Consider the following 20,587-nt stretch of genomic DNA (forward strand, 5'->3'; position numbering starts at 1 on the left):
TCGGTCAGTCGCCGTACTCTCGCAGTAGCGCGATCATGTAGCGGATCTTATGCACGGCGTCTTCCGGAATGGGATCCGGATTGAAGTGCATCAGGTCGTTACGGATCTCGCGCAGCTCGTCAATCCGCTTCACGAATACCTTCCTGTCGAGGGGCCATCCGAGAGCCTCCCATGCTTCCTTGTTCTGGAGGATGCGCTGGTAGTCCCCGATGGACAGGTCATCGAAGGAACTTATGTCGCGGTCTCCATCTGGCGAACACAGATTTGCGACATACTCAACACTGAAGGCATCGGAGAGGATCCTTCGAAGTCTTTGATCGAGCTCTCCGATGAGGAAGAACGGCGTAGCCATGGTTCCGTATGCCGCAGCAACGTCATTGGCCGTGACAATACCAGCGATGGCGTTCGTTTGATCTCTGACCAGCACAAAGTCAAAGTCTGCGAGCAGAGGGAGGACATCGATCAGATGCTGGTCGTATGTGACGTCGCGCGCTTTGATGATGGCTTTTGAGAAGGGTGCGCTTGGGTCTGCATGCCTCGCGCGAGCGATCGACTCCCATGTAACGGCGCCTCGGAGGTTGCGGGTTCCAGCCAGAACAGCGAGCTGCGAATAGCCATTGACAGCCATTTCCGTAATGGCTTCCTCGAAGGTCGCCGACGGGGAGACCGCCACGACCCCCGAAAGCGCTGAAGGCAAGTTGCCTACCGTCAGGCCGGGAACGTGGGTGTCCTCGCTTTCAGAGGCAGCAGTGGAGCTCACCGTCACGGTGCCCTTCTCGGATTCCTGCTCGCTGTCTGCGTCCGTCGGAGCGATCACCAGTTTGACCTGAACGTCGAGGTTCACCGCCTCGAAGTCGGGCACCGTCGACAAGCTGTGATTGTCCAGTTCGGCGACTACCTGTTGGCTGATCAGGTAGCCTCGCCGCTCGGCACCCCACCAACCGAGGAGGTCTCGAACCGTGAGGGTGAGGGGATTCCCCTGCTCTGCTTCCTCCCTTGCCTTCTTCAGCTTCTCGTGGCGAGCGGTGGAGGGTTGTACAGCAACCTCATTCGATGCCTGCGCGGCAACCGAGTCGAGAAGCTGCTGACGAAGCGCATCCAATGTCGTGCCATCGTCCAGTGCCCAAGCATGCCAACCGTCGAAGGAGCCGCTGCCCACTGCTGCTATCGCTGCACTGGAGGGGGATTTGAATTGCTGTCCGTCGACCAACTCAATCGTGGAATCGTCTGTTACGCGTGCAGCATGTGTTTCACCGATGCGTGGTCGCTCAAAGGTGAGCTGCGCTCCCACCTCAAGAAGTTCGGCCTTCACGAGGTCCGCGATGCTGACGCGCCGCCCCTCGAGCAGGTACGAGGCTCTCGCCTGGGTGCCGCTCGAATCAGCATTGCTTGCCAGATCTGTCATCGCGCTTGTCCCCTCTGCCCCAGCACAACGTCTGCCCCGGTCATCGTAGAGCGTCGGCGGAACCATCAAGGGTGGAACGTTGGCAGCCCGGCTGCTGAGCTCCTCGTGAAGCTTGCGATCGAGGTGTACGGACGGGTTGGGTGCCGTCCGCGGCGTGGAGGATCTCGCGGGCTTCGCGCAGGAACTCGCGTCCGCGTTCGGTGGGCGCGAGGGGCTTGGCGGAGCGGTCGATGATCTGGAACCCGACTGTCTTTTCGATCAGGATCACTCGCTGGCGGAGGGCGCGGTCGCTTCCCGTGGAGTTCCTCCGGGCTGCGGCGGCGAAGCTGGGGTGGCCGGAGACCGAACTGATGGCCCGTAGCCGGTCGATGGCCTGCGGGGTTATGACCACTCTTCGCATGCCTTCCGACAGGGGACGGCGAAGGTCCAGGTGCCCGACAGCGCTGTAACAGTGGCCTCCGGAGGGACGGATCGGGATGCCCCAGGTTCTGGCCATCTTGGTGAGGTGATAGTGGGTGACGCCGCGTTCGCGGGCGAGGTTGGCGATGTCGCGTTGGCGTTCGATGTACTCGTGGTGGAGCCATTCACGGGTGATGTCGGGGCGGTCCGGGAGTCGTCGTGGCCGGGGGCGGAGCGGGATCCCCTCTTGCCGGAGGAGTCGACGAACTGTGTCGGGGCTGCAGGACGCCAGGTTGGCGATGTGCGTGAGTTCCAGTTTCTGGTTCACGTAGAGGTCACGGAGGCACTCCGGGGCAAGAACGCCTTCGCGGATCTTGGCCTTTCGTGCGGTGCGTGTGCTGAGGTGCTTGCCGATCACGTCACTGGGGGTGGCTGCGCCGGTCCTCGTGAGATCGCAGTAGAGGCGGACGTGTTCTGCGGCCAGGGCGAGAGCGTCAGCAGCCTCATGGACGGTGCCGGCCGTTGCCAGCAGATCACGGAACTCGTCCGTGACGATGTCCGTGGGGGAGAGGCCGGGCCATCGGACGCCGGTTACCCATGTCTCGGGTGGTTCCCAGGTAACGGGCTCGATGATTTTGCGGTTGGCGAGGTTGTCTTCGGCCTGCTGGCGGAGGAACGAGCGGAGGGCGCGGGGCGCATGGAACCGGAACTCCGAGCAGTGCCATGCGAATCGGTAGGACGCTCCTTCAGGCGGGGGATGAACCTCGCCGGTCAGCAGCATCAGCAGATACGCACGCATCAGGAGGACGCGATGCTGCTGACCGGGGTTCCAGCCCTGCTGGACGCACAACCGTGCATAGGCGTCGAGATCGAGGGTGACCGTGGTGCTGGTGAAGGTGGCTCGCCGTCTGGCGTAGTCGATGGGAGAGCCGTACTCGTCCAAGGCGCGGGCGAGCTGGGCCAGGGTGGATGCCAGCGGAGTCAGATCATGATCGAGATAGAGGCGTCGTTCGATGCTGTCGCGATCGGTGTTGATCTCCTGGTTGCCCAGGAGCGGGCCGACACGTTCGAAGTTCAGCTGGGGCGGCCCGCCAGGAAGCAGGAGGAAGCTGCTGCAGCCGCGGCGGAACGTGCCAGCGCGGGGGTCTTTGTTGTTTGTGGGGCGCGGGAGCAGGCGCATCGTCCATCCGGGCCAGAGCATGGCAGGGATCCTTGCCGCCCGGCGGGTGATGGCGTCGGCGGGGAGGTCCGGCCAGCGTGGTCGGGGACTGGCGCTGGCGTAACGTAGCCGGGCGTGCAAGGTGGCCTGGGGGTCGAGCTTGGCCAGCACGCGGCCGACCAGCTCGGGACCGCTCCAGGTCCATCGGTCGGCCATCGCGCCGATGTTGTTCTTCGAGGTCTTCAGCAGTGACCGGTCGGCTTCGAGGATCCACTCGAAGAGCGCCTCGTGGTCGGCATGGCCGGGGTGAAGGGCGATGCGGGCCAGAGCGGTGCCGACGGCGGCATTGTGGGCGTCGTGCCCGACGTCCTCCCTGGTCAGCTGTGGTAGACCTCCGCCGCACTCGGTCACCACGGTGTGTACGACCTCCGGTGCCCGGTCCGCGATGGTGTGCAGACCACGCAGAATGCGCCAGGCCAGAGCATAGAGCTGCTTGACCTCGGCCAGCGCGGCCGGCCTTGCGGCCGGTTCGCCGTTCAGCAGGGTGATGATGTGTCGCTGGGCGGCCAGCACGAGTCCTGGGGCGGGCAGAGGGGTGGCCCGGGCCTGCGTGAGGTCGGCTCCGCAGGCTGCCCGTAGGCCGAGACTGCTGTGAGCTCGCGTGCAGGTGCCCGTTGCGCGGGGACCGAGCCGTCTTGCTTTCCAAGGGTGCGGGGGCTGGTGGCAGTCGGGACAGAAGTCCAGCAGCAGTGTGTGGTGGGTGGGACAGGCGAAGGCCCATGGGAGGCGCCAGAAGACCGGCCCGCGGCCGGCGTTATGGCCCAGGCACCCAGGGCAGTAGCGGGCTCGGCTTCCGCTGAACCTCCATGCTGGTGGTCTGGACAGTTTGCGCCGGCCGGGCAGGATCGCCACTGCCAGCCCGTCGTAGGGTTCGAGCGTCATGCTGGTGAGTGCCTGCCGTTCGATGCCGGTGGCCCGCTCCAAGGCGGTCGTTTCCTCAGCGGTGAGCCGAAGCGCGAGGTGTGACGTGCGGGCGCCGGGCAGCCCGACGGCTTCGAGAAAGACACTGTTGGTGACGCGCAGTCGGCGCGCGTAGGCGCCGATCCAGCTTTCCAGGGCCTCGCCCGGGAGAGGTGCCAGCGCGATGGGGATGCGGTCATCGGTCCAAACAGTCACGCCGACTTCCTGCGACGTTGTGGAGACGGCGTCGGTCGGCTGGTCAGCAGGCCGGCGGCGATCTCGGCTTCGAGTTCCTTGCGGGCCGCTTCAGCGGCGGCGTCGTTCTTGACCTGGTCCATCAAGTCCGTGTCGAGGCGCTCATGACCGGAGCGGATCGCGCGCAGGCAGCCGCGGTTGATCAGCGCCATGAGGGAGGCGAAGTGTCCGGTGGAGCGTGCGAAGAGGTAGTCGGACAGGTCCCTGGCGAGCATTCCGGGGTACTTCTCCGCCAGGACGAGTTTCTGCTCGATCGTCTTGAGCAGGGTCTGCCAGTCCTGGCGGCCTTCGTCGTCCTCGATATGGAACGGCGGCAGCGTCAAAGGGGTGGTGCGGCGACCGAACTGGGCGAGCTCGGTCTGCCTGTCGGAGAAGCCCTCGCGTAGGACGCCACGCTGCTGGACGCCGACACCGACGTAGATCAGGGTGACCGGGAAGACGTTCGCCAGATACTTCAACTGGTTCGCCATGCGCACCGAGTTGGAGTTCGACCCGGCGAGAAAATGGATGTCGTCGATGATGATCGCGGCCGTCTTCATGGACAACACGGCATCCACAGCCCGCTCGGCCAGGGTGTCGGCGTTCCCGGAGGTGGGCAGGCCGTAGAAACGGCAGATCGCCGCGTTCAGCCCGCGGATCTGTGTGTTCCCGCTCAGCGCGATGTAGATGACCGGGACGCGGCGGTTGCCGCTTGGTGTCGTCTCTCCGCGCAGGGCAACTTGCTTGCGGAACAGCTTGCGGCCGTAGTCCCGCACTGCTGTGCTCTTGCCGAGCCCGGGATAGGCATCCACCAGGGCCGCGGGCTTCGTCTTATCTCCGTCGTGCCGGTTCGACTCGACGATCTCGGCCAGGGAGTCGTGCAGAGCGAGGAGCTGGGGCGTATCGATCGGGCCGATGTTGGCGTGCCAGACGTCCCGGTTGTCGTTGTGCACCAGCAGATTCCGTGGCGAGAGATCGGCGAGCTGGGCTCGGGTGAGCTGCGGAGGCTGGATGCGGTCTGGGCCGTTGACCTCCTGCAGCCAGCCCGGAAGCCGGGTGGGGGTGTACTGGCGGTCATCGCCCTCGAACGGCTCGATGCCGTCCGCCGTACTCAACGGCTGTTCCAGACGTCGGCGTAGTAATCGTCCTCGTCGGGCGGGGCGACGCTGTCGTCGCCAGGGAAGGCAGCGTCGCACTCCTCATCCTCGTCGTCGTCCCCGCCCAGGTCATCCTCTTGGGGCCCGACGACATGCAGGCTAGGCCCGTCGGCTTCCTCTTCTGGGCCGGCCGCTGTTGAGCTGAGGTCGGCGATGCGCCGGACCGACGGCAGAGTGGCAACCTCAGCCTTCGCGTTCTGCGGTTCGTCGTCCTCGCCCACCAGCCGCAGCCGTTCCTGGGACAACCGCACTGCCATCCGTCGCTCCGTGCGGTCCGCGGCAAGTCCGGCACCCCACCGCTCAAGAAGTTCAATCAGTGCGCGTTTGGTGTCCGGGAATCGGTGGGTCTTCTTGGCGAGGCGGCGGGCGTAGACCAGTGCCTCCCTGCTGAAGGGGCCGTTCAGCATGGCCGCATGCTCCCAATCGAGCACGTGCCACTTCCGCACCTTGGGATCCTGGAAGTACACCTTCCGCATATCGCCGCGGTCCACCGCAATCGGCCATTTGCCCGCATTCACCCCGCGACAAGGACTGGGCTGGTTGCGGTAGTCGTTCAGCGCATCCCCGTTGTAGCGCAGCCCCTCGATCTCGACCCCGTAGTGGTGGATTGGGACGCGTTCCTCCTCGAGGAATTCCAGGGCCAGGTTTGGGCGGGCCGGGATCCGCAGCGGGCCCGCACGGGTGACACCGTGCTCGAACATGTCCAGGGGGCTCAGCTTCAGCCCCGGCACCTCCGGTACGGACAGACCACGGTGGGGCCGCCGGTGATAGATCAGAGTGATCCACTCGCGGATGATCGCTTCGAGTTCGTCGATGAAGAAGAACGCCTCATTCTCGACCTTCTCGCCGCGGCTGTGCACGTCCGAGCCCTTGTAGCCGGGCAGCGCGGCCAGCACTCCCTGGTTGAGGGTGAGGAACCAGCGCTCGATCGGCTTGTCGGTCGGCGTCTTCGGTCGGGCCGGCTGCAGCGAGATGTCCAGCTTCGCGCAGACACTCTGGATGTGGTTCGAGAGGTAGACCTTGCCGTGGTCGTAGATGATCGTCTCGGCCGCGACCGTGGGCAGTAGCGGCTGCCCGCCCCGGTCGACCAGCTTGTCCGCGTCGACCACCACGGTGGACGGCACCCCGCAATACGGCAGCGGCTCACCCCCGTCGTCCGGAACGTCTCTCGGTCGGACCGTCTCGAACAGCACCCCGGCCACGTCCGTCGACTTCGTTGACACCGGAGTCAGCCGCAGCCCGGTGATGCACCGGCTGTAGAGATCCATCGCGACCGTGAGTTCGCACTGCACCCACCGGCAGGTCACCGGCTCCATCGCGAAGACGTCCAGGCAGTTGGTGTCCAGCACCACGTACTCGCCCGGACGCGTCGCCCGCAGCCGGCCATAGGTCCCCGTAGGGGCGTTAGCGATCGACCGCTTGCCCTTCGTGCTGCCGTCGAAGGCGTTCGTGCCCTTGGATAGCGCCCGCAGCAGCTCGTAGCCCGTTGTGCGTGCCGGAATGGAGACCGTTCCCTTCCCGTACTCCTTCCGCAGACGCTCCTCGATCTCCATGAGGACCAGATTCCGCACCGGCCGGGATCTCTTCTCATGACCCTTCAGCACCGCGCGGGCCATATCCAGCCACCGTGAGTCGGCCCGGTCCAGCACACTCGCCTTCGGACGCTCGTGGACCAGCCCTGCCGGGCCCGAGCGCTTCACCTGCCGTACCCAGTTCCGGATCGTGCTTTCGGCGACCCCGAGCTCCACCGCCTTGGCCGCGTACCGATGCATCAGCGGGGTTGTAGGCGCGTAGTCCGGCCGGGGCTCCCCCGGAAGAGCCAGTACCTCGTCGCCGAGCTGGTATCCGGTCATGACCTCCTGAACATGCCGGAACCTCCGCGTCAGGGCGTCATCGCCGTCGTCGTCGAGACTGCCCAGAACGGCCGCTGCCGGCGGTTCGTCCTGCGGCACCGGGACCAGGATCTTGGTGCTGGGATGGGCCAGCAGCACGGAGATGTCGACCTGCCGCCACTTCGGCGTACCGAACACCGCTGTCGCCGGCTCAAGAAGAATCCGGCGGCCCTCGATCTCTGCGACAGTGAACTGCTCTCCGTCGAAACTGAGCGGAAGCCCCGGCCGCAGAGGCGTCGTCCAGGCGCTCATGCGCACCTCCGCAGTACTGACTCACCCGACAACGGACGTGTCAGATCCGTCGTCAGCCGCCCGGACCACAACAAGGCCATCAGCGACGGCCTCGCCTCCTCGGGCGGCCGATCACCCGCCAGCCGGCGCTCGGCCAAAGCCAGCTTCTCACCGTCCTCCACCCGCTCCCACGCCTGCTCCACCTCGGCCTCCGGCACCACACCTGGCCGCCGGTAGGCGGCCAGGAACCGCACGTTCTCCAGTAGCGCCCGATCCGCCCCGGACCAGACCTCGTAGTCCCAACCGTGCTGCCGAATCAGCTCACCCGGCCAGGCCAGGGCTTCCACGATCTTCGGGTCCTGCAGTCGGTCCACCGGTTTGACGTTGACCACCCGCACCGTCGCCGAGCGCATGACCAGCAAAAAGTCCGGAACGTGGTGTCGCACGCGGTCGCCGATCCGAGCTGCCAACCGGCACGGCTGGGCGAAGATCCCCTGCACTGCTGGATCAAAGTCCGCCAGCAAAAGCCGGGCTAGCTCCAGGCGACTCTCATAGACCACATGCCCGCCCGTCGTCGCGGACGCGTACCTGCCCGAGTAGTGGGCCATCCCGTGCACCGACCGGACATCACGCCACGGCCTCGACTCCGCGAAGTCGGCCAACCGCAACTGTTGTACCGGGACTTCGCGTACCGACGCGTCCTCGTACCGGATCGACGCCGTAGGAACCTTGCGCGTACCACGGGCGCCGCCCGAGCTCCGTACCGCCATGCTGGAGACGGTACGAAGCTCAGGCGGCCCCCGGACGGAGAAGACCGAAGACGACCCGTAGAAGATCGCCACTGACCGTAGTCACTGTCAACGGGATCGCGGATTTGCTAATCCACTGCTAACGAACCACCGTCATTGTTAACTAAGTCGCGGATCCTAGAACCGGTTCACAGCCGGGCGGTCTTGAGCACCATGTGCAGCAGCAGGCGGTCCCGGCCGTTCGACAGGTCCAGGCCGGTCAGCGCCTCCACCCGGGACAGCCGGTAGTAGAGGGTCTGGCGGTGGATGCCCAGCGCGGTCGCGGTACGGCCGGCCTGCCCCGCGTGGTCGAGGAACTGCTCGGCGGTGTGGGCGAGTTCGCGGTGGCCGCTCTCCCACAGTGGGCGCAGCAGTTCCTGGCTGACGGGGTCCGGGCGCAGCCCACTCAGCATCCGGTACGGCCCCAGCGCGTCCCACTCGGCGACCGGCCGCAGGGCGGGTTCGGCCCGCGCAGCTCGCATCGCCGTCACCGCCTCGTTCCAGGCCTCGCCCAGTCCGGCCGGTGTGGTGCGGGCACCGCTGATTCCCGCGTACCGTCCCTCCGCCCCCGGGTGTCCGGGGCCGCCCCCGGAGGGCGGTTCCGGCGCCGTCGGCGCAGGCGGCGCCGTACGTGGGCTGAGGGCCCGGACGGCCAGTTGCCGTGCGGCGTCCAGGTGGCCCCCCGGGCCCAGCCGTACCAGGGCGGCCAGTGGCGCACCGGTCGAGGGGGAGTCGGTCCCCGCACCGGGACGGTGCCCCTCGACCGCGCGCCGTTCGGGCGCCGTCGGCGAGGCACAGGCCGCCAGTACGTGGGGCAGGGCCTCCAGTGCGGCCAGCCGCCCGCCCTCGGGGCCGGGCCGCGCCGTCGGCGCCCCGACCTCCGCGCCGTCGCGGCCCGTCGCCGGGGGGTTCCCCGCGCCGTCGTCGCCGGACTTCCCCTCCCACCCCAGGGCGACCAGGGCCACCGGCCCGGTCTCGGTACCGGTTCCGGGGAGGGCCTCGCGAAGTCGCTCCTCGGCCGCCTCCCGCTCCTCAGCGGGCGCCGTCACCACCTGGAGCAGCGCGTCGCCCCGAGTGGGGTGGGCGGTGGACTCGGCGGCGAGCAGTGCCCCGATGCGGCTGGCCCTCGACATGGCCCGGGCCAGCCGGGGGTCGTCCAGGTCCCAGCCGCCGTTGTCCAGCAGCCACACGTAGCCGTGCACCACGCCCTGGTGGCGTGCCGGCAGGCACAGTCGTCCGTGCACCACGCCGGCGGAGGGGTCCGGGGGGATGCGGAGCGGGCGGTCGGCCCGGGTGATGCCGAACCGTTCGAACCAGGCGCGCACCGTGGGGGTGGAGCGGCGGTGCAGGATCGACCGTGCCCTGACCGGGTCAAGGTCCTGTCGCGGGTCCTCGCCCTCGTGTACGCCGAACGCCACCAGCTCGAAGTCACGGTTCTCCAACGTGGCCGGAGCCCCGGTGAGGGCGGAGATCTCGTCGACCAGCCCCTGGTAGTCCTCGCGCATGGAGTGCCCTTGCCGCTCTCGGTTCGCGCGGCGCCGTCGGTCGTGGTGTGCCGCGCTGGATGGACGGTCCCATTGTCTCGTACAGATGTCTGAGAGCCAGGACACGGATGCGTGACAGCTGTCGATGGCCCACCGCGCCGACGGCGCCTAGATTTCGGGTGGGGTCCGGCGCGAGCGGTGTCTGATCCGACGGTCCGGGGCGGCGGCGTCCCAGAACTCTCGTGGAGGTGCTCGTGTTGGGTCCTGTGCTCCTCGCTGCCGCGCGCAGTGACGCTGTGCGCCGGCTGGTCTCCAAGGCACCCGTCACTCGTCCCGTCGTCGACCGTTTCGTCGCCGGTGAGGAACTCGACCAGGCCGTCGACACCGTGCGCTCGCTGACCGGACGTGGCCTGGACGTGACCCTGGACCACCTGGGCGAGGACATCACCGACCGTGCCGAGGCCCTGCGTAACCGGGACGCCTACCTCGCCCTCACCGAACGGCTGGCCACCCTCGGGGTGGGCGACCGCGCGGAGATGTCGGTGAAGCTCTCCGCCTTCGGCCAGGCCCTGCCGGGAGGCCACGACCTGGCCCTGGCCCATGTGCGCCGCGTGGTGGAGGCCGCGGCGGAGGCGGGCACCACGGTGACCCTGGACATGGAGGACCACACCACGGTCGACTCGACCCTGGACATCCTGCGCACCCTGCGCGAGGACCACCCCCGTACCGGCGCGGTAGTGCAGTCGTACCTGTTCCGCACCGAGGGGGACTGCCACGCGCTCGCCGGGGAGGGCTCCCGGGTGCGCCTGGTCAAGGGCGCGTACAAGGAGCCCGCCCAGGTCGCCCATCAGGACAAGAGGGAGGTCGACCGGGCCTACGTGCGGTGCCTCAGGATTCTGATGGCCGGCCGGGGGTACCCGATGATCGGTTCCCACGATCCCCGGATGGTGGCCATCACGCAGGAGCTGGCCAGGCGTCTGGGCCGCAAGCGGGACGAGTACGAGTTCCAGATGCTGTTCGGCATCCGCACCGCCGAGCAGGACCGGCTGGCGGCCGAGGGCCACCGGATGCGTGTCTACGTCCCCTACGGCACCGACTGGTACGGATACTTCATGCGGCGCCTGGCCGAGCGGCCCGCCAACCTGGCCTTCTTCCTCCGCTCCGTGATGACGCGCGGCTGACCGCCGTACCGTGTGATCAAGAGGTCGCGCGCAACGGTGCGCGGCCGGCGGACCCACCGTCCCACCCGACCTCGAACCAAGGAGATACGGCAGCCATGGACGCTGTGACCCAGGTCCCCGCTCCCCTCAACGAGCCGGTACTCACCTACGCCCCCGGCAGCCCGGAGCGCGCCCAGCTGGAGAGCAAGCTCAAGGAACTCGCCGAGAACCCCATCGACCTCCCGTTGACCATCAACGGGGAGAAGCGCATGGGCGGAGGTGAGCGCTTCGACGTGGTGCAGCCGCACAACCACAAGGCCGTGCTGGGCACCTACGCCAACGCCACCCGTCAGGACACCCAGGACGCCATCGACGCCGCCCTGGCCGCCGCTCCCGCCTGGCGCGCGATGTCCTTCGACGACCGCGCGGCCATCATCCTCAAGGCCGCCGAGCTGCTCTCCGGCCCCTGGCGGGCCACCATCGCCGCCTCGACCATGCTGGGCCAGTCCAAGACCGCGCAGCAGGCCGAGATCGACGCGCCCTGCGAGCTGATCGACTTCTGGCGGTTCAACGTGCACTTCGCGCGGCAGATCCTGGAGGAGCAGCCGCCGATGCAGCCCAAGGGGGTCTGGAACCGTCTGGACCACCGCCCCCTGGAGGGCTTCGTCTACGCGATCACCCCGTTCAACTTCACCGCCATCGCCGGCAACCTGCCGACCGCTCCGGCGCTGATGGGCAACGTGGTGATCTGGAAGCCGTCCCCGACCCAGACCCACTCGGCGATCCTGCTGATGGAGCTGCTGGAGGAGGCGGGGATGCCCAAGGGCGTCATCAACCTCCTGACCGGTGACGGCAAGGAGGTCTCCGAAGTCGCCCTGCCGCACCCGGAGTTGGCCGGGGTCCACTTCACCGGTTCGACCGCCACCTTCCAGTACCTGTGGCGCACGGTCGGCGAGAACATCGAGCGCTACCGCTCCTACCCCCGGATCGTGGGCGAGACCGGCGGCAAGGACTTCATCGTCGCCCACCCGAGCGCCGACCCCGCCGCGGTGAAGACCGCCATCACCCGGGGCGCCTTCGAGTACCAGGGCCAGAAGTGTTCGGCGGCCTCCCGCGCCTACGTGCCCCGTTCGCTGTGGGAGGGCGGCCTCCGCGACGAGCTGGCCGCCGAGGTGGACGGCCTGACCATGGGCGACCCCACGGACCTGTCGAACTTCATGGCGGCGGTGATCGACGACCGCGCCTTCGCCAAGAACAAGGCCGCGATCGACCGCGCCAAGGAGGACCCGAGCTGTGAGGTCGTCGCCGGGGGCACCTACGACGACAGCGTGGGCTACTTCGTACGGCCGACCGTGATCGCCTGCTCCGACCCGGAGAACGAGCTGTTCAGGACCGAGTACTTCGGTCCGGTCATGGCCGTCCACGTCTACGAGGACGACACCTTCTCCACCATGCTCGACCAGATGGAGTCGGTCTCCGCCTACGCGCTCACCGGCTGCATCATGGCCAAGGACCGCGCGGTGGTGGCCGAGGTGTCCGAGCGGCTGCGGTTCGCCGCCGGCAACTTCTACGTCAACGACAAGCCCACCGGCTCCGTCGTCGGGCAGCAGCCCTTCGGTGGTGCCCGGGCCTCCGGCACCAACGACAAGGCCGGGTCGAAGTTCAACCTGCTGCGGTGGACCTCGCCGCGCTCCATCAAGGAGACGCAGGTCTCTCCCACGGACTACCGCTACCCGCACATGGGCTGAGCGCCCGGACGAACCCCCGGCGGCCCGTCGACTCCCCACCCGGGAGCGGCGGGCCGCCGTCGTGCGCGCGGACACCCACCGGTGGCCGTCGTCCGGGGGAGTCCGACAGACGGACCTCCCGAGGGGGCCGTTGGCCACGAGGGGTTCGGCAACGCCGGACACCGGGGGTCGCCGGCTCGCCGCGCCCGTCAATCGCCCCTGGTCACAGGGCAGTTCCCGTGGCTCCTCACCGGGGGAGGGGCGCTCAGCCGTGCCCCCTCGGGGACGTGAGCCTCATCTCAGATAGTAGGACGGCCAACAAAAAGCGAGACAAGCGGCGCCATGGCTCTTACCGTGGTCAGAGTCGAAGTTCGCTCCACCTAGCGATAGCGGATGAGGCCGATGTTCTCGCGGGCGACCCCCGCCGCATCGTTCGCCCCCGCCTTCCGGTTCACTCGCCGCCCTCACGCGGCGCCCCCCATCGACCGGGTTCTTTAGGGAGCTGATTCACCATGGCCGAGACCACTCGTCGTGTCCGTAACCTCCGTCGTCGCCGTCTCCACCAGGAGTCCGACCGCAAGAACGCCGCCGCCGCGCTGCAGCGGGCGCTCGACCGTCGCGACAACGGGGGCTCCGGCCGCTGAACGCCTCGGGCCTGTCCCACGCCGTACCCACGGCGTGGGACAGGCCGTTGTCGTATCCCCCCGGTAGCCCCGCTTCCCCCGGCACGCCGCCCTCGCGTCCACATGGCGGATGGCGTGTGTCAGTGCATGGGACGAGGAGTAGGGTCCCCCCATGTCGCGCAGCATTGATCTCGCAGTCATCCCCGGTGACGGAATCGGCACCGAAGTCGTCGCCCAGGGCCTGAAGGTCCTCCGCGCCGTACTGCCCGCCGACGTCAAGCTGGAGACCCGGGAGTACCACCTCGGGGCCCGCCGCTGGCACGAGACCGGGGAGACGCTCACCGACGAGGAGCTGGAACAGCTCAGCCGGCACGACGCCATCCTCCTGGGCGCCGTCGGCGACCCCACCGTCCCCTCCGGGGTACTGGAACGCGGACTGCTGCTGCGGATCCGCTTCGCCTTCGACCAGTACGTCAACCTGCGCCCCTCCCGGCTGTTCCCCAACACCCCCACCCCGCTGGCCGGCCGGCCCGACATCGACTTCGTGGTGGTGCGCGAGGGCACCGAGGGCCCCTACACGGGCAACGGCGGCTCCCTGCGTACGGGCACCCCCCAGGAGGTGGCGACCGAGGTCAGCGTCAACACCGCCCTCGGGGTGGAGCGGGTCGTCCGTGACGCCTTCCACCGTGCCCAGGAGCGCCCCGCGAGGAAGCTGACCCTGGTCCACAAGAACAACGTGCTGGTACACGCCGGGCACCTGTGGAAGAACCTCTTCGACCAGGTCGCCCGGGAGTTCCCCGAGGTCAGCACCGACTACCTGCACGTGGACGCGGCCACCATCTTCCTGGTCACCGACCCCGCCCGGTTCGACGTGGTGGTCACCGACAACCTGTTCGGCGACATCATCACCGACCTCGCGGCGGCGGTCAGCGGAGGCATCGGCCTGGCCGCCTCCGGCAACATCAACCCCACCCGGGAGTACCCCTCGATGTTCGAGCCCGTCCACGGCTCGGCCCCGGACATCGCCGGTACCGGCAAGGCCGACCCGACCGCCACGGTGCTGTCCGTCGCCCTGTTGCTGCGCCACCTCGGGTTCGCCGAGGAGGCGGACCGGGTGGAGGCGGCGGTCGGCGCCGACCTCGCGGCGCGGACCGGGTCCCGGTCGACCGACGAGGTCGGAGAGGCGCTGGCCGCCCGGGTCGCCACGTCCTGACCCGGGGCGAGGCCCTCGTACGCACTCCTGGTGCCGTCCTGGCGGGCGGCACCAAGAGCGTTGGGTTACCGAGTGGTTGGGTGGGACTATCGGTACAGGACGGCGGTCGCCGTCCATCCCAGGCTTCGGCACACGACACATCGGGTGAGGCGCCACGGGCCCCGGCAGGGTGGGGGCGACGGGTGACCCTCACTCCGCACAGGGACGAAGGGCCAGCTCATGACCACATCGGCCGCACAGTCGCCGCACCACCTCAGCTTCGACCTGAAGCCCACGGCTCAGCCGGTGTCGGACGCGGAACGACAGGCAATCCTCGACGCACCCGGTTTCGGTCGGCACTTCACCGACCACATGGTCACCATCCGCTGGACGGAGGGCCGGGGCTGGCACGACGCCCAACTGCAGCCCTACGCGCCGCTGCAGATCGACCCGGCCAACATGACCCTGCACTACGCGCAGTCCATCTTCGAGGGGCTCAAGGCGTACCGGCAGCAGGACGGATCGGTCGCGATGTTCCGCCCCGACGCCAACGCCCGCCGGTTCCAGAACTCCGCCCGCCGGATGGCCATGCCGGAACTCCCGGTGGACGTCTTCGTCGAGGCCGTGGAACTGCTGGTCCGCCAGGACATCGACTGGGTGCCCGGGGTCGGCGAGGAGTCGCTGTACCTGCGGCCGTTCATGTTCGCCTCCGAGGTGGGCCTCGGGGTGCGGCCGGCCAACGAGTACCTGTTCATGGTGATCGCCTCGCCGGCCGGCCCCTACTTCTCCGGTGGCGTGAAGCCGGTGTCGGTCTGGCTCTCCGAGGAGTACGTGCGCGCCACCCCGGGCGGCACCGGCTTCGCCAAGTGCGCCGGCAACTACGCCGCCTCGCTGGCCGCCCAGGCCGAGGCCGCCGAACACGGCTGTGACCAGGTGGTGTGGCTGGACGCCCTGGAACGCCGCTGGATCGAGGAGATGGGCGGGATGAACCTGTACTTCGTGCAGGGTTCCGGCGACGACGCCACCGTCCTCACCCCCGAACTCACCGGGACCCTGCTGCCGGGGATCACCCGGGACTCCCTGCTCACCCTGGCCCGGGACCTGGGTCTCCAGACCCGGGAGACCCGCATCTCGGTGGACGACTGGCGGAACGGCAACGCCGACGGCTCCCTCACCGAGGTGTTCGCCTGCGGTACGGCCGCCGTGATCACCCCGGTGGGCAGCGCCCGGATGTCCGGCGGCGGCTGGACCATCGGCGACGGGAACCCCGGCGAGCTGACCATGCGACTGCGGGACGCCCTGCTGTCCCTCCAGACCGGCAAGGCCCCCGACCCGCACGGCTGGATGCACCGGATCTCCTGATCGCCGCTGGTCTGGGCGGTGCGGGTCACCGCCCAGACCAGCGACCGGATGGTGAGACGGTGGGTGGCCGCCCCGGGTGCCTGTGCCAGACTTCGGGGCGTGTCCTACCAAGCCATGATTATTGGCAGCAGGCGCGCCGGTCCGCAGTGACCGTCGTCGTACGCACTCCGTACGACCTCGGCCACCGTGTCCCAGACCCGCGCGCAGACCTCTCGCACCCGCGAGGGGTTTTTCGTTTGGTGGCGCGACCCGCCCCGGACGAAGGCGTACGGGGTTGGGGGCAAGTGGAGCCGACTCTTCGGACCCCCTTCACACAGGAGCCTTTCCCATGAGCACGGAAGACCCCACGACCCAGGAGGACGTAGCCGGTCCCGCCCTGCCGGCGGCACCGCCGGACGACGCCTTCCACGTCTTCGACACCACGCTGCGGGACGGCGCGCAGCGGGAGGGCGTCAACCTCAACGTCGTGGACAAGCTGACCATCGCGCGGCATCTGGACGAGTTCGGCGTGGGGTTCGTCGAGGGAGGCTGGCCCGGGGCCAACCCCCGTGACACCGAGTTCTTCCGCCGTGCGCGGGAGGAGATCGACTTCCGCCACGCACGGCTGGTGGCCTTCGGCGCCACCCGTAAGGCCGGGGTCGCGGCGGCCGAGGACGCCCAGGTCCGGGCCCTGCTGGAGTCCGGCGCCCCGGTGGTCACCCTGGTGGCCAAGTCCCACGACCGCCACGTGGAGTTGGCCCTGCGCACCACCCTGGAGGAGAACCTGGCGATGGTGCGGGACACCGTGGCCCACCTGCGGGAGCGGGGACGCCGGGTGTTCGTGGACTGCGAGCACTTCTTCGACGGCTACCGCGCCAATCCGGGGTACGCCCTGGAGGTGGTGGGCGCCGCGTGGGACGCCGGGGCGGAGGTGGTCGTGCTGTGCGACACCAACGGCGGGATGCTGCCCGGTGACGTACGCGAGGTCGTGGGCGCCGTCGGCGCGGCCAGCGGGGCCCGGCTGGGCATCCACGCGCAGGACGACACCGGCTGCGCGGTGGCGAACACCCTGGCCGCCGTCGACGCGGGCGCCACCCACGTCCAGTGCACCGCCAACGGGTACGGCGAGCGGGTCGGCAACGCCAACCTCTTCCCCGTGGTGGCCGCCCTGGAGCTGAAGTACGACCGGCGGGTACTGCCCGAGGGGGCGCTGTCGGAGATGACCCGTATCTCCCACGCCATCGCCGAGGTGGTCAACCTCGTGCCCTCCACCCACCAGCCCTACGTCGGCAGCTCCGCCTTCGCCCACAAGGCCGGCCTCCACGCCTCGGCGATCAAGGTGGACCCCGACCTGTACCAGCACATCGAGCCCGAACGTGTCGGCAACTCGATGCGGATGCTGGTGTCCGACATGGCGGGGCGGGCCTCGGTCGAGCTGAAGGGACGGGAACTCGGCTACGACCTCACCAACGAGCGCGACCTGGTCGGCCGGGTGGTGAACCGGGTCAAGGAGCTGGAGGCCCGGGGCTACACCTACGAGGCGGCCGACGCCTCCTTCGAACTGCTGCTACGGGACGAGGTCGAGGGCAGGGCCCGCCGGTTCTTCCGGCTGGAGTCGTGGCGCACCATCATCGAGGAGCGCCCGGACGGCGGCGAGGCCAACGAGGCGACGGTCAAGCTGCGGGCCAAGGGGGAGCGGGTGATCGCCACGGCCGAGGGCAACGGCCCCGTCGACGCGTTGGACCGGGCCCTGCGGGTGGGCCTGGAGGGCACGTTCCCCCAGCTGGCCCAGCTCCAGTTGGTGGACTACAAGGTCCGCATCCTGGAGGGACGCCACGGCACCTCCTCCACCACCCGTGTCCTGGTGTCCATGACCGACAGCTCGGGGGAGTGGGCCACCGTGGGCGTCGGCAACAACGTGATCGCCGCCTCCTGGCGGGCGCTCAGCGACGCCTACACCTACGGCCTGCTGCGGGCCGGGATCGAGCCTACGGAGTAGGGCGTTCGCGCAGGTCGGTGGCGCCGTCCACGCGGGGCGGCACCTCGGTCCGTACCCTCCGCCGAAGGGCGGCGTCGCCGCAGGGCCCACCCACGAACGCCGCCGCGTCAACCACCGGGCCCGGCCGGCCGGTTGGGGCGCCGTCCACGCGCCGACCCCTCGCGCCTCGTCCGCCTCCGTCCACCCGCCCCGGGCGCCTCGGCCTCGTGTCCCGTCCGCGCGTCTCGTCCGCGTGCCGTGGCACGGCCACCCCGCGAGGGGCATTGCCCCCTCTTGGGGCCCGTGCTAAGAAATCGGACAACTCCCAAAAGGTCTAATCCAGTTCCAGGGGTGGTCCATGCGCGCCATGTCCCGTTGGTCACGTCGAACCCTGTTGGTGGTCGCCGGGGCCGGTGCCCTGGCACTGGCCGCCCCCGGAGGTTCCGCGTCCGCCCGAACCGCCCCCCGCGCGGAGGACTTCGCGGCGCTACGACGCCGCTGGGTCGACCTCCAACTGGGCACCGGCTACGACCCCGCCGCCGAACCCTTCGCCAGCCGGCTCCGCGAGACCGGTGAGGAGGCTGCGGACATCAGGGCGCGGATGGCCCCCACCGACGACTCGCTCTTCCCCGACCTCCCCTTCGACCCGCCCGCCGGGATCAGCCCCTCCTACGACCGTCTGGTCACCATGGCCAGCGCCTACCTGAGCCCCGGCACGGGCCACACCGGGGACCAGCGGATGCTCACCGCCGTACGACAGGGCATGGCCCACCTGCGGGAGCGGGTCTACAACGAGGACACCGAGCCCTACGGCAACTGGTGGGAGTGGCAGATCGGCTCTCCCCGCGCTCTGCTGGACCTGCACGCCCTGCTCTACGACGAGTTGAGCGCCAGCGACCGGACCGCCGACCTCGCCGCGGTCGACCACTTCCTGCCCGACTCGATCATGGACGACTACGACGGGGTCTCCACCGGAGCGAACCGGGTCGACTTCTGCCGCATCTTCGCCGTACGCGGAGTGCTGGGGGAGAAGCCCGGGAAGCTGGTCCTCGCCCGGGACGGCCTCACCCCCGTCTTCCCCTACGTGACCTCCGGCGACGGCCTCTACGAGGACGGCTCGTTCATCCAGCACACCTGGGTCGCCTACTCCGGCACCTACGGCTACGTCCTCCTGGACGGCCTCGGCCGCATCTTCGCCCTGCTCGACGGCACCGAGTGGGAGGTCACCGACCCCAAGCGCCAGGTCGTCCTGGACAGCGTGGAGAACGCGTACGCCCCCCTGATGCACAACGGCCTGATGATGGACAGCGTCTCCGGCCGCGCCATCTCCCGAGGCGTACTGAAGAAGGACACCCGGGGCGTCCTGCTCAGCGACCACCAGCGGGGCCACCTCCTGGCCGCCGCCGTCTCCCTGCTGGGCGCCAGCGCCACCGAGGCCGAACGGAAGCGCTGGAACGCCCTGGTGAGGGGCTGGATCGAACGGGACACCGCGCTGCCGCTGCTCACCGACCGGCAGTTCGAGGTCGCCGACCTGGCCCGGCTGCACGCGGTGGCCGAGGAGGACGGGGCCACCGCGCCCCCTCCGGTCGAGCACCGGCTGTTCCCCTCCATGGGTCGCGCGGTGCACCGTCGGCGCGACTGGGTGGCCAACATCTCCATGGCCGCCCGCCACGTCGCCCACTACGAGTGCGGCAACGGGGAGAACCCGCGCGGATGGCACACCGGTGCCGGAATGCTCTACTGGTGGGGCCCGAAGGGGACCCTCGACCAGTACGGGGACAACTACTGGCCCACCGTGGACTGGTACCGCCTGCCCGGAACGACCGTGTCCACCAAGCGACTTGCCGACAACGAGGGCGGCGAGTGGGGCGAGGCGCGACCTGAGGCCACCTGGGTCGGCGGGGTCACCGACGGCGAGTACGCGGCCGTGGGACAGGAACTGGAGGGACTGGGCAGCACCCTCCGCGCCCACAAGTCCTGGTTCTGCGTGGACGACGCGGTGATCTGCCTCGGCGCCGGCATCACGGCCAAGGACGGCGTACCGGTGGAGACGGTGGTGGACAACCGCAACCTCGGTGAGGCGGGCACCGCGACCCTGACCGTGGACGGGGTACGAGGCGACGATGCCGCGGGCAGGCGCACGCTGCGCGGAGTGCGCGGCGCCCACCTCGCGGGCCACGGTGGATGGGTGTTCCCCGAGGGCGCCCGGCTGCACGTGCTGCGCGAGTCCCGTACCGGTGCCTGGTCCGACATCAACACCGGCAGCAGCACCGACAAGGTGACCCGCGACTACCTCACCCTCTGGCTGGACCACGGTGTCGACCCGGAGGACGCGAGCTACCTCTACGCCCTGATGCCCGGCGCCACCCCGGCCACCCTCGCCGCCCGGGCCCACGACCGCCACTGGTTGCGGGTGCTGGCCAACACCTCCGCCCAACAGGCCGTGGAGTTGCCCCGGCTCGGCGTCGTCGCCGCCAACTTCTGGTCCGCCGGCACCGTGGCGGGGCTGCGCGTCTCCGCGCCGAGCAGCGTCCTGCTCCGACGGAGCGGACGGGTGGCCCGGCTGGCGCTGTCCAACCCCACGCGTTCCGGCAGGAGTTGGGAGCTGCGCTGGCACCGGCGGGGCGCCCGCCTGCTGGACGCCGACCCCGGTGTCACGGTGGTCGGTTCGGGCGACGCGCTGGTGCTGCGGATCGCCGGGGACACCCAGGGTCGGGTACGCCACTGTCGGATCCGGCTGGGCTGAGGGGAAGGGACAACCCTCGAGCTCTGAGGAGCGCACCACCGCTCTTCAGAGCGGAGACCGGTAGGGGCACTTGTGAGGTCCCCACAGGCTGAGGGCCCGGAAGTCAGAGAC

13 protein-coding genes are annotated in these 20,587 nt (G+C 69.2%); 7 read left to right on the forward strand and 6 right to left on the reverse strand.

The annotated features are described in order from the left end of the window. Nucleotides 1–4: 4 nt before the first annotated feature. From ABZT14_RS08120 to ABZT14_RS08145, 6 genes are all read right to left on the reverse strand, one after another. Nucleotides 5–1,405 (reverse strand): CBS domain-containing protein, encoded by a 1,401-nt coding sequence (locus ABZT14_RS08120; RefSeq protein WP_356298475.1) that lies wholly within the window; start codon nt 1,403–1,405, stop codon nt 5–7. Between the two features lie 40 nt (nt 1,406–1,445). Continuing rightward, entirely contained in the window at nt 1,446–4,139 is a 2,694-nt protein-coding gene (locus ABZT14_RS08125) for a TniQ family protein (protein ID WP_356298477.1), read from the reverse strand. Beyond that, nucleotides 4,136–5,272, reverse strand: a complete 1,137-nt coding sequence (locus tag ABZT14_RS08130; protein WP_356298479.1) for an AAA family ATPase — start codon at nt 5,270–5,272, stop codon at nt 4,136–4,138. Before ABZT14_RS08130 ends, ABZT14_RS08125 begins: the two co-directional genes overlap by 4 nt. After that, nucleotides 5,269–7,458 carry an integrase gene (locus ABZT14_RS08135; RefSeq protein WP_356298481.1) on the reverse strand — a complete coding sequence of 730 codons (2,190 nt, stop codon included), beginning with the start codon at nt 7,456–7,458 and terminating at the stop codon, nt 5,269–5,271. The genes ABZT14_RS08130 and ABZT14_RS08135 overlap by 4 nt, the downstream gene beginning before the upstream one ends. Beyond that, nucleotides 7,455–8,207, reverse strand: coding sequence for a TnsA-like heteromeric transposase endonuclease subunit (locus ABZT14_RS08140; protein ID WP_356298483.1), 753 nt, complete (start codon nt 8,205–8,207; stop codon nt 7,455–7,457). The genes ABZT14_RS08135 and ABZT14_RS08140 overlap by 4 nt, the downstream gene beginning before the upstream one ends. 167 nt (nt 8,208–8,374) lie before the next feature. Then, entirely contained in the window at nt 8,375–9,730 is a 1,356-nt protein-coding gene (locus ABZT14_RS08145) for a helix-turn-helix domain-containing protein (RefSeq protein WP_356298485.1), read from the reverse strand. Nucleotides 9,731–9,963: 233 nt separating this feature from the next. On the opposite strand from ABZT14_RS08145, the gene ABZT14_RS08150 reads away from it, so the two are divergent. The 7 genes from ABZT14_RS08150 to ABZT14_RS08180 all read left to right on the forward strand — a co-directional run bounded on the left by ABZT14_RS08150 (nt 9,964) and on the right by ABZT14_RS08180 (nt 20,476). Next, nucleotides 9,964–10,890, forward strand: coding sequence for a proline dehydrogenase family protein (locus ABZT14_RS08150; protein WP_356298486.1), 927 nt, complete (start codon nt 9,964–9,966; stop codon nt 10,888–10,890). A gap of 95 nt (nt 10,891–10,985) precedes the next feature. Further along, entirely contained in the window at nt 10,986–12,617 is a 1,632-nt protein-coding gene (gene pruA / locus ABZT14_RS08155; protein WP_356298488.1) for an L-glutamate gamma-semialdehyde dehydrogenase, read from the forward strand. A 491-nt stretch (nt 12,618–13,108) separates the two neighbouring features. Then, complete coding sequence (locus ABZT14_RS08160; protein WP_356298490.1) at nt 13,109–13,240, forward strand: hypothetical protein; 132 nt, start codon at nt 13,109–13,111, stop codon at nt 13,238–13,240. 151 nt (nt 13,241–13,391) lie between these two features. After that, on the forward strand, nt 13,392–14,432 hold the full coding sequence (locus ABZT14_RS08165) for a 3-isopropylmalate dehydrogenase (RefSeq protein WP_356298492.1): 1,041 nt from the start codon (nt 13,392–13,394) through the stop codon (nt 14,430–14,432). Nucleotides 14,433–14,651: 219 nt separating this feature from the next. Continuing rightward, a complete protein-coding gene (locus ABZT14_RS08170) occupies nt 14,652–15,773 on the forward strand; it encodes a branched-chain amino acid aminotransferase (protein ID WP_356298494.1) in 1,122 nt (373 codons plus the stop codon). Between the two features lie 328 nt (nt 15,774–16,101). After that, the gene (cimA, locus tag ABZT14_RS08175) at nt 16,102–17,751 is read left to right on the forward strand and encodes a citramalate synthase (protein ID WP_356298496.1); all 1,650 of its coding nucleotides are present in this window, start codon (nt 16,102–16,104) and stop codon (nt 17,749–17,751) included. Nucleotides 17,752–18,088: 337 nt separating this feature from the next. After that, nucleotides 18,089–20,476 carry a polysaccharide lyase 8 family protein gene (locus ABZT14_RS08180; RefSeq protein ID WP_356298498.1) on the forward strand — a complete coding sequence of 796 codons (2,388 nt, stop codon included), beginning with the start codon at nt 18,089–18,091 and terminating at the stop codon, nt 20,474–20,476. Nucleotides 20,477–20,587 lie beyond the last annotated feature (111 nt).

The sequence above is a fragment of the Streptomyces sp. NPDC005438 genome (genome assembly GCF_040606315.1).
Taxonomy (GTDB): Bacteria; Actinomycetota; Actinomycetes; order Streptomycetales; family Streptomycetaceae; genus Streptomyces.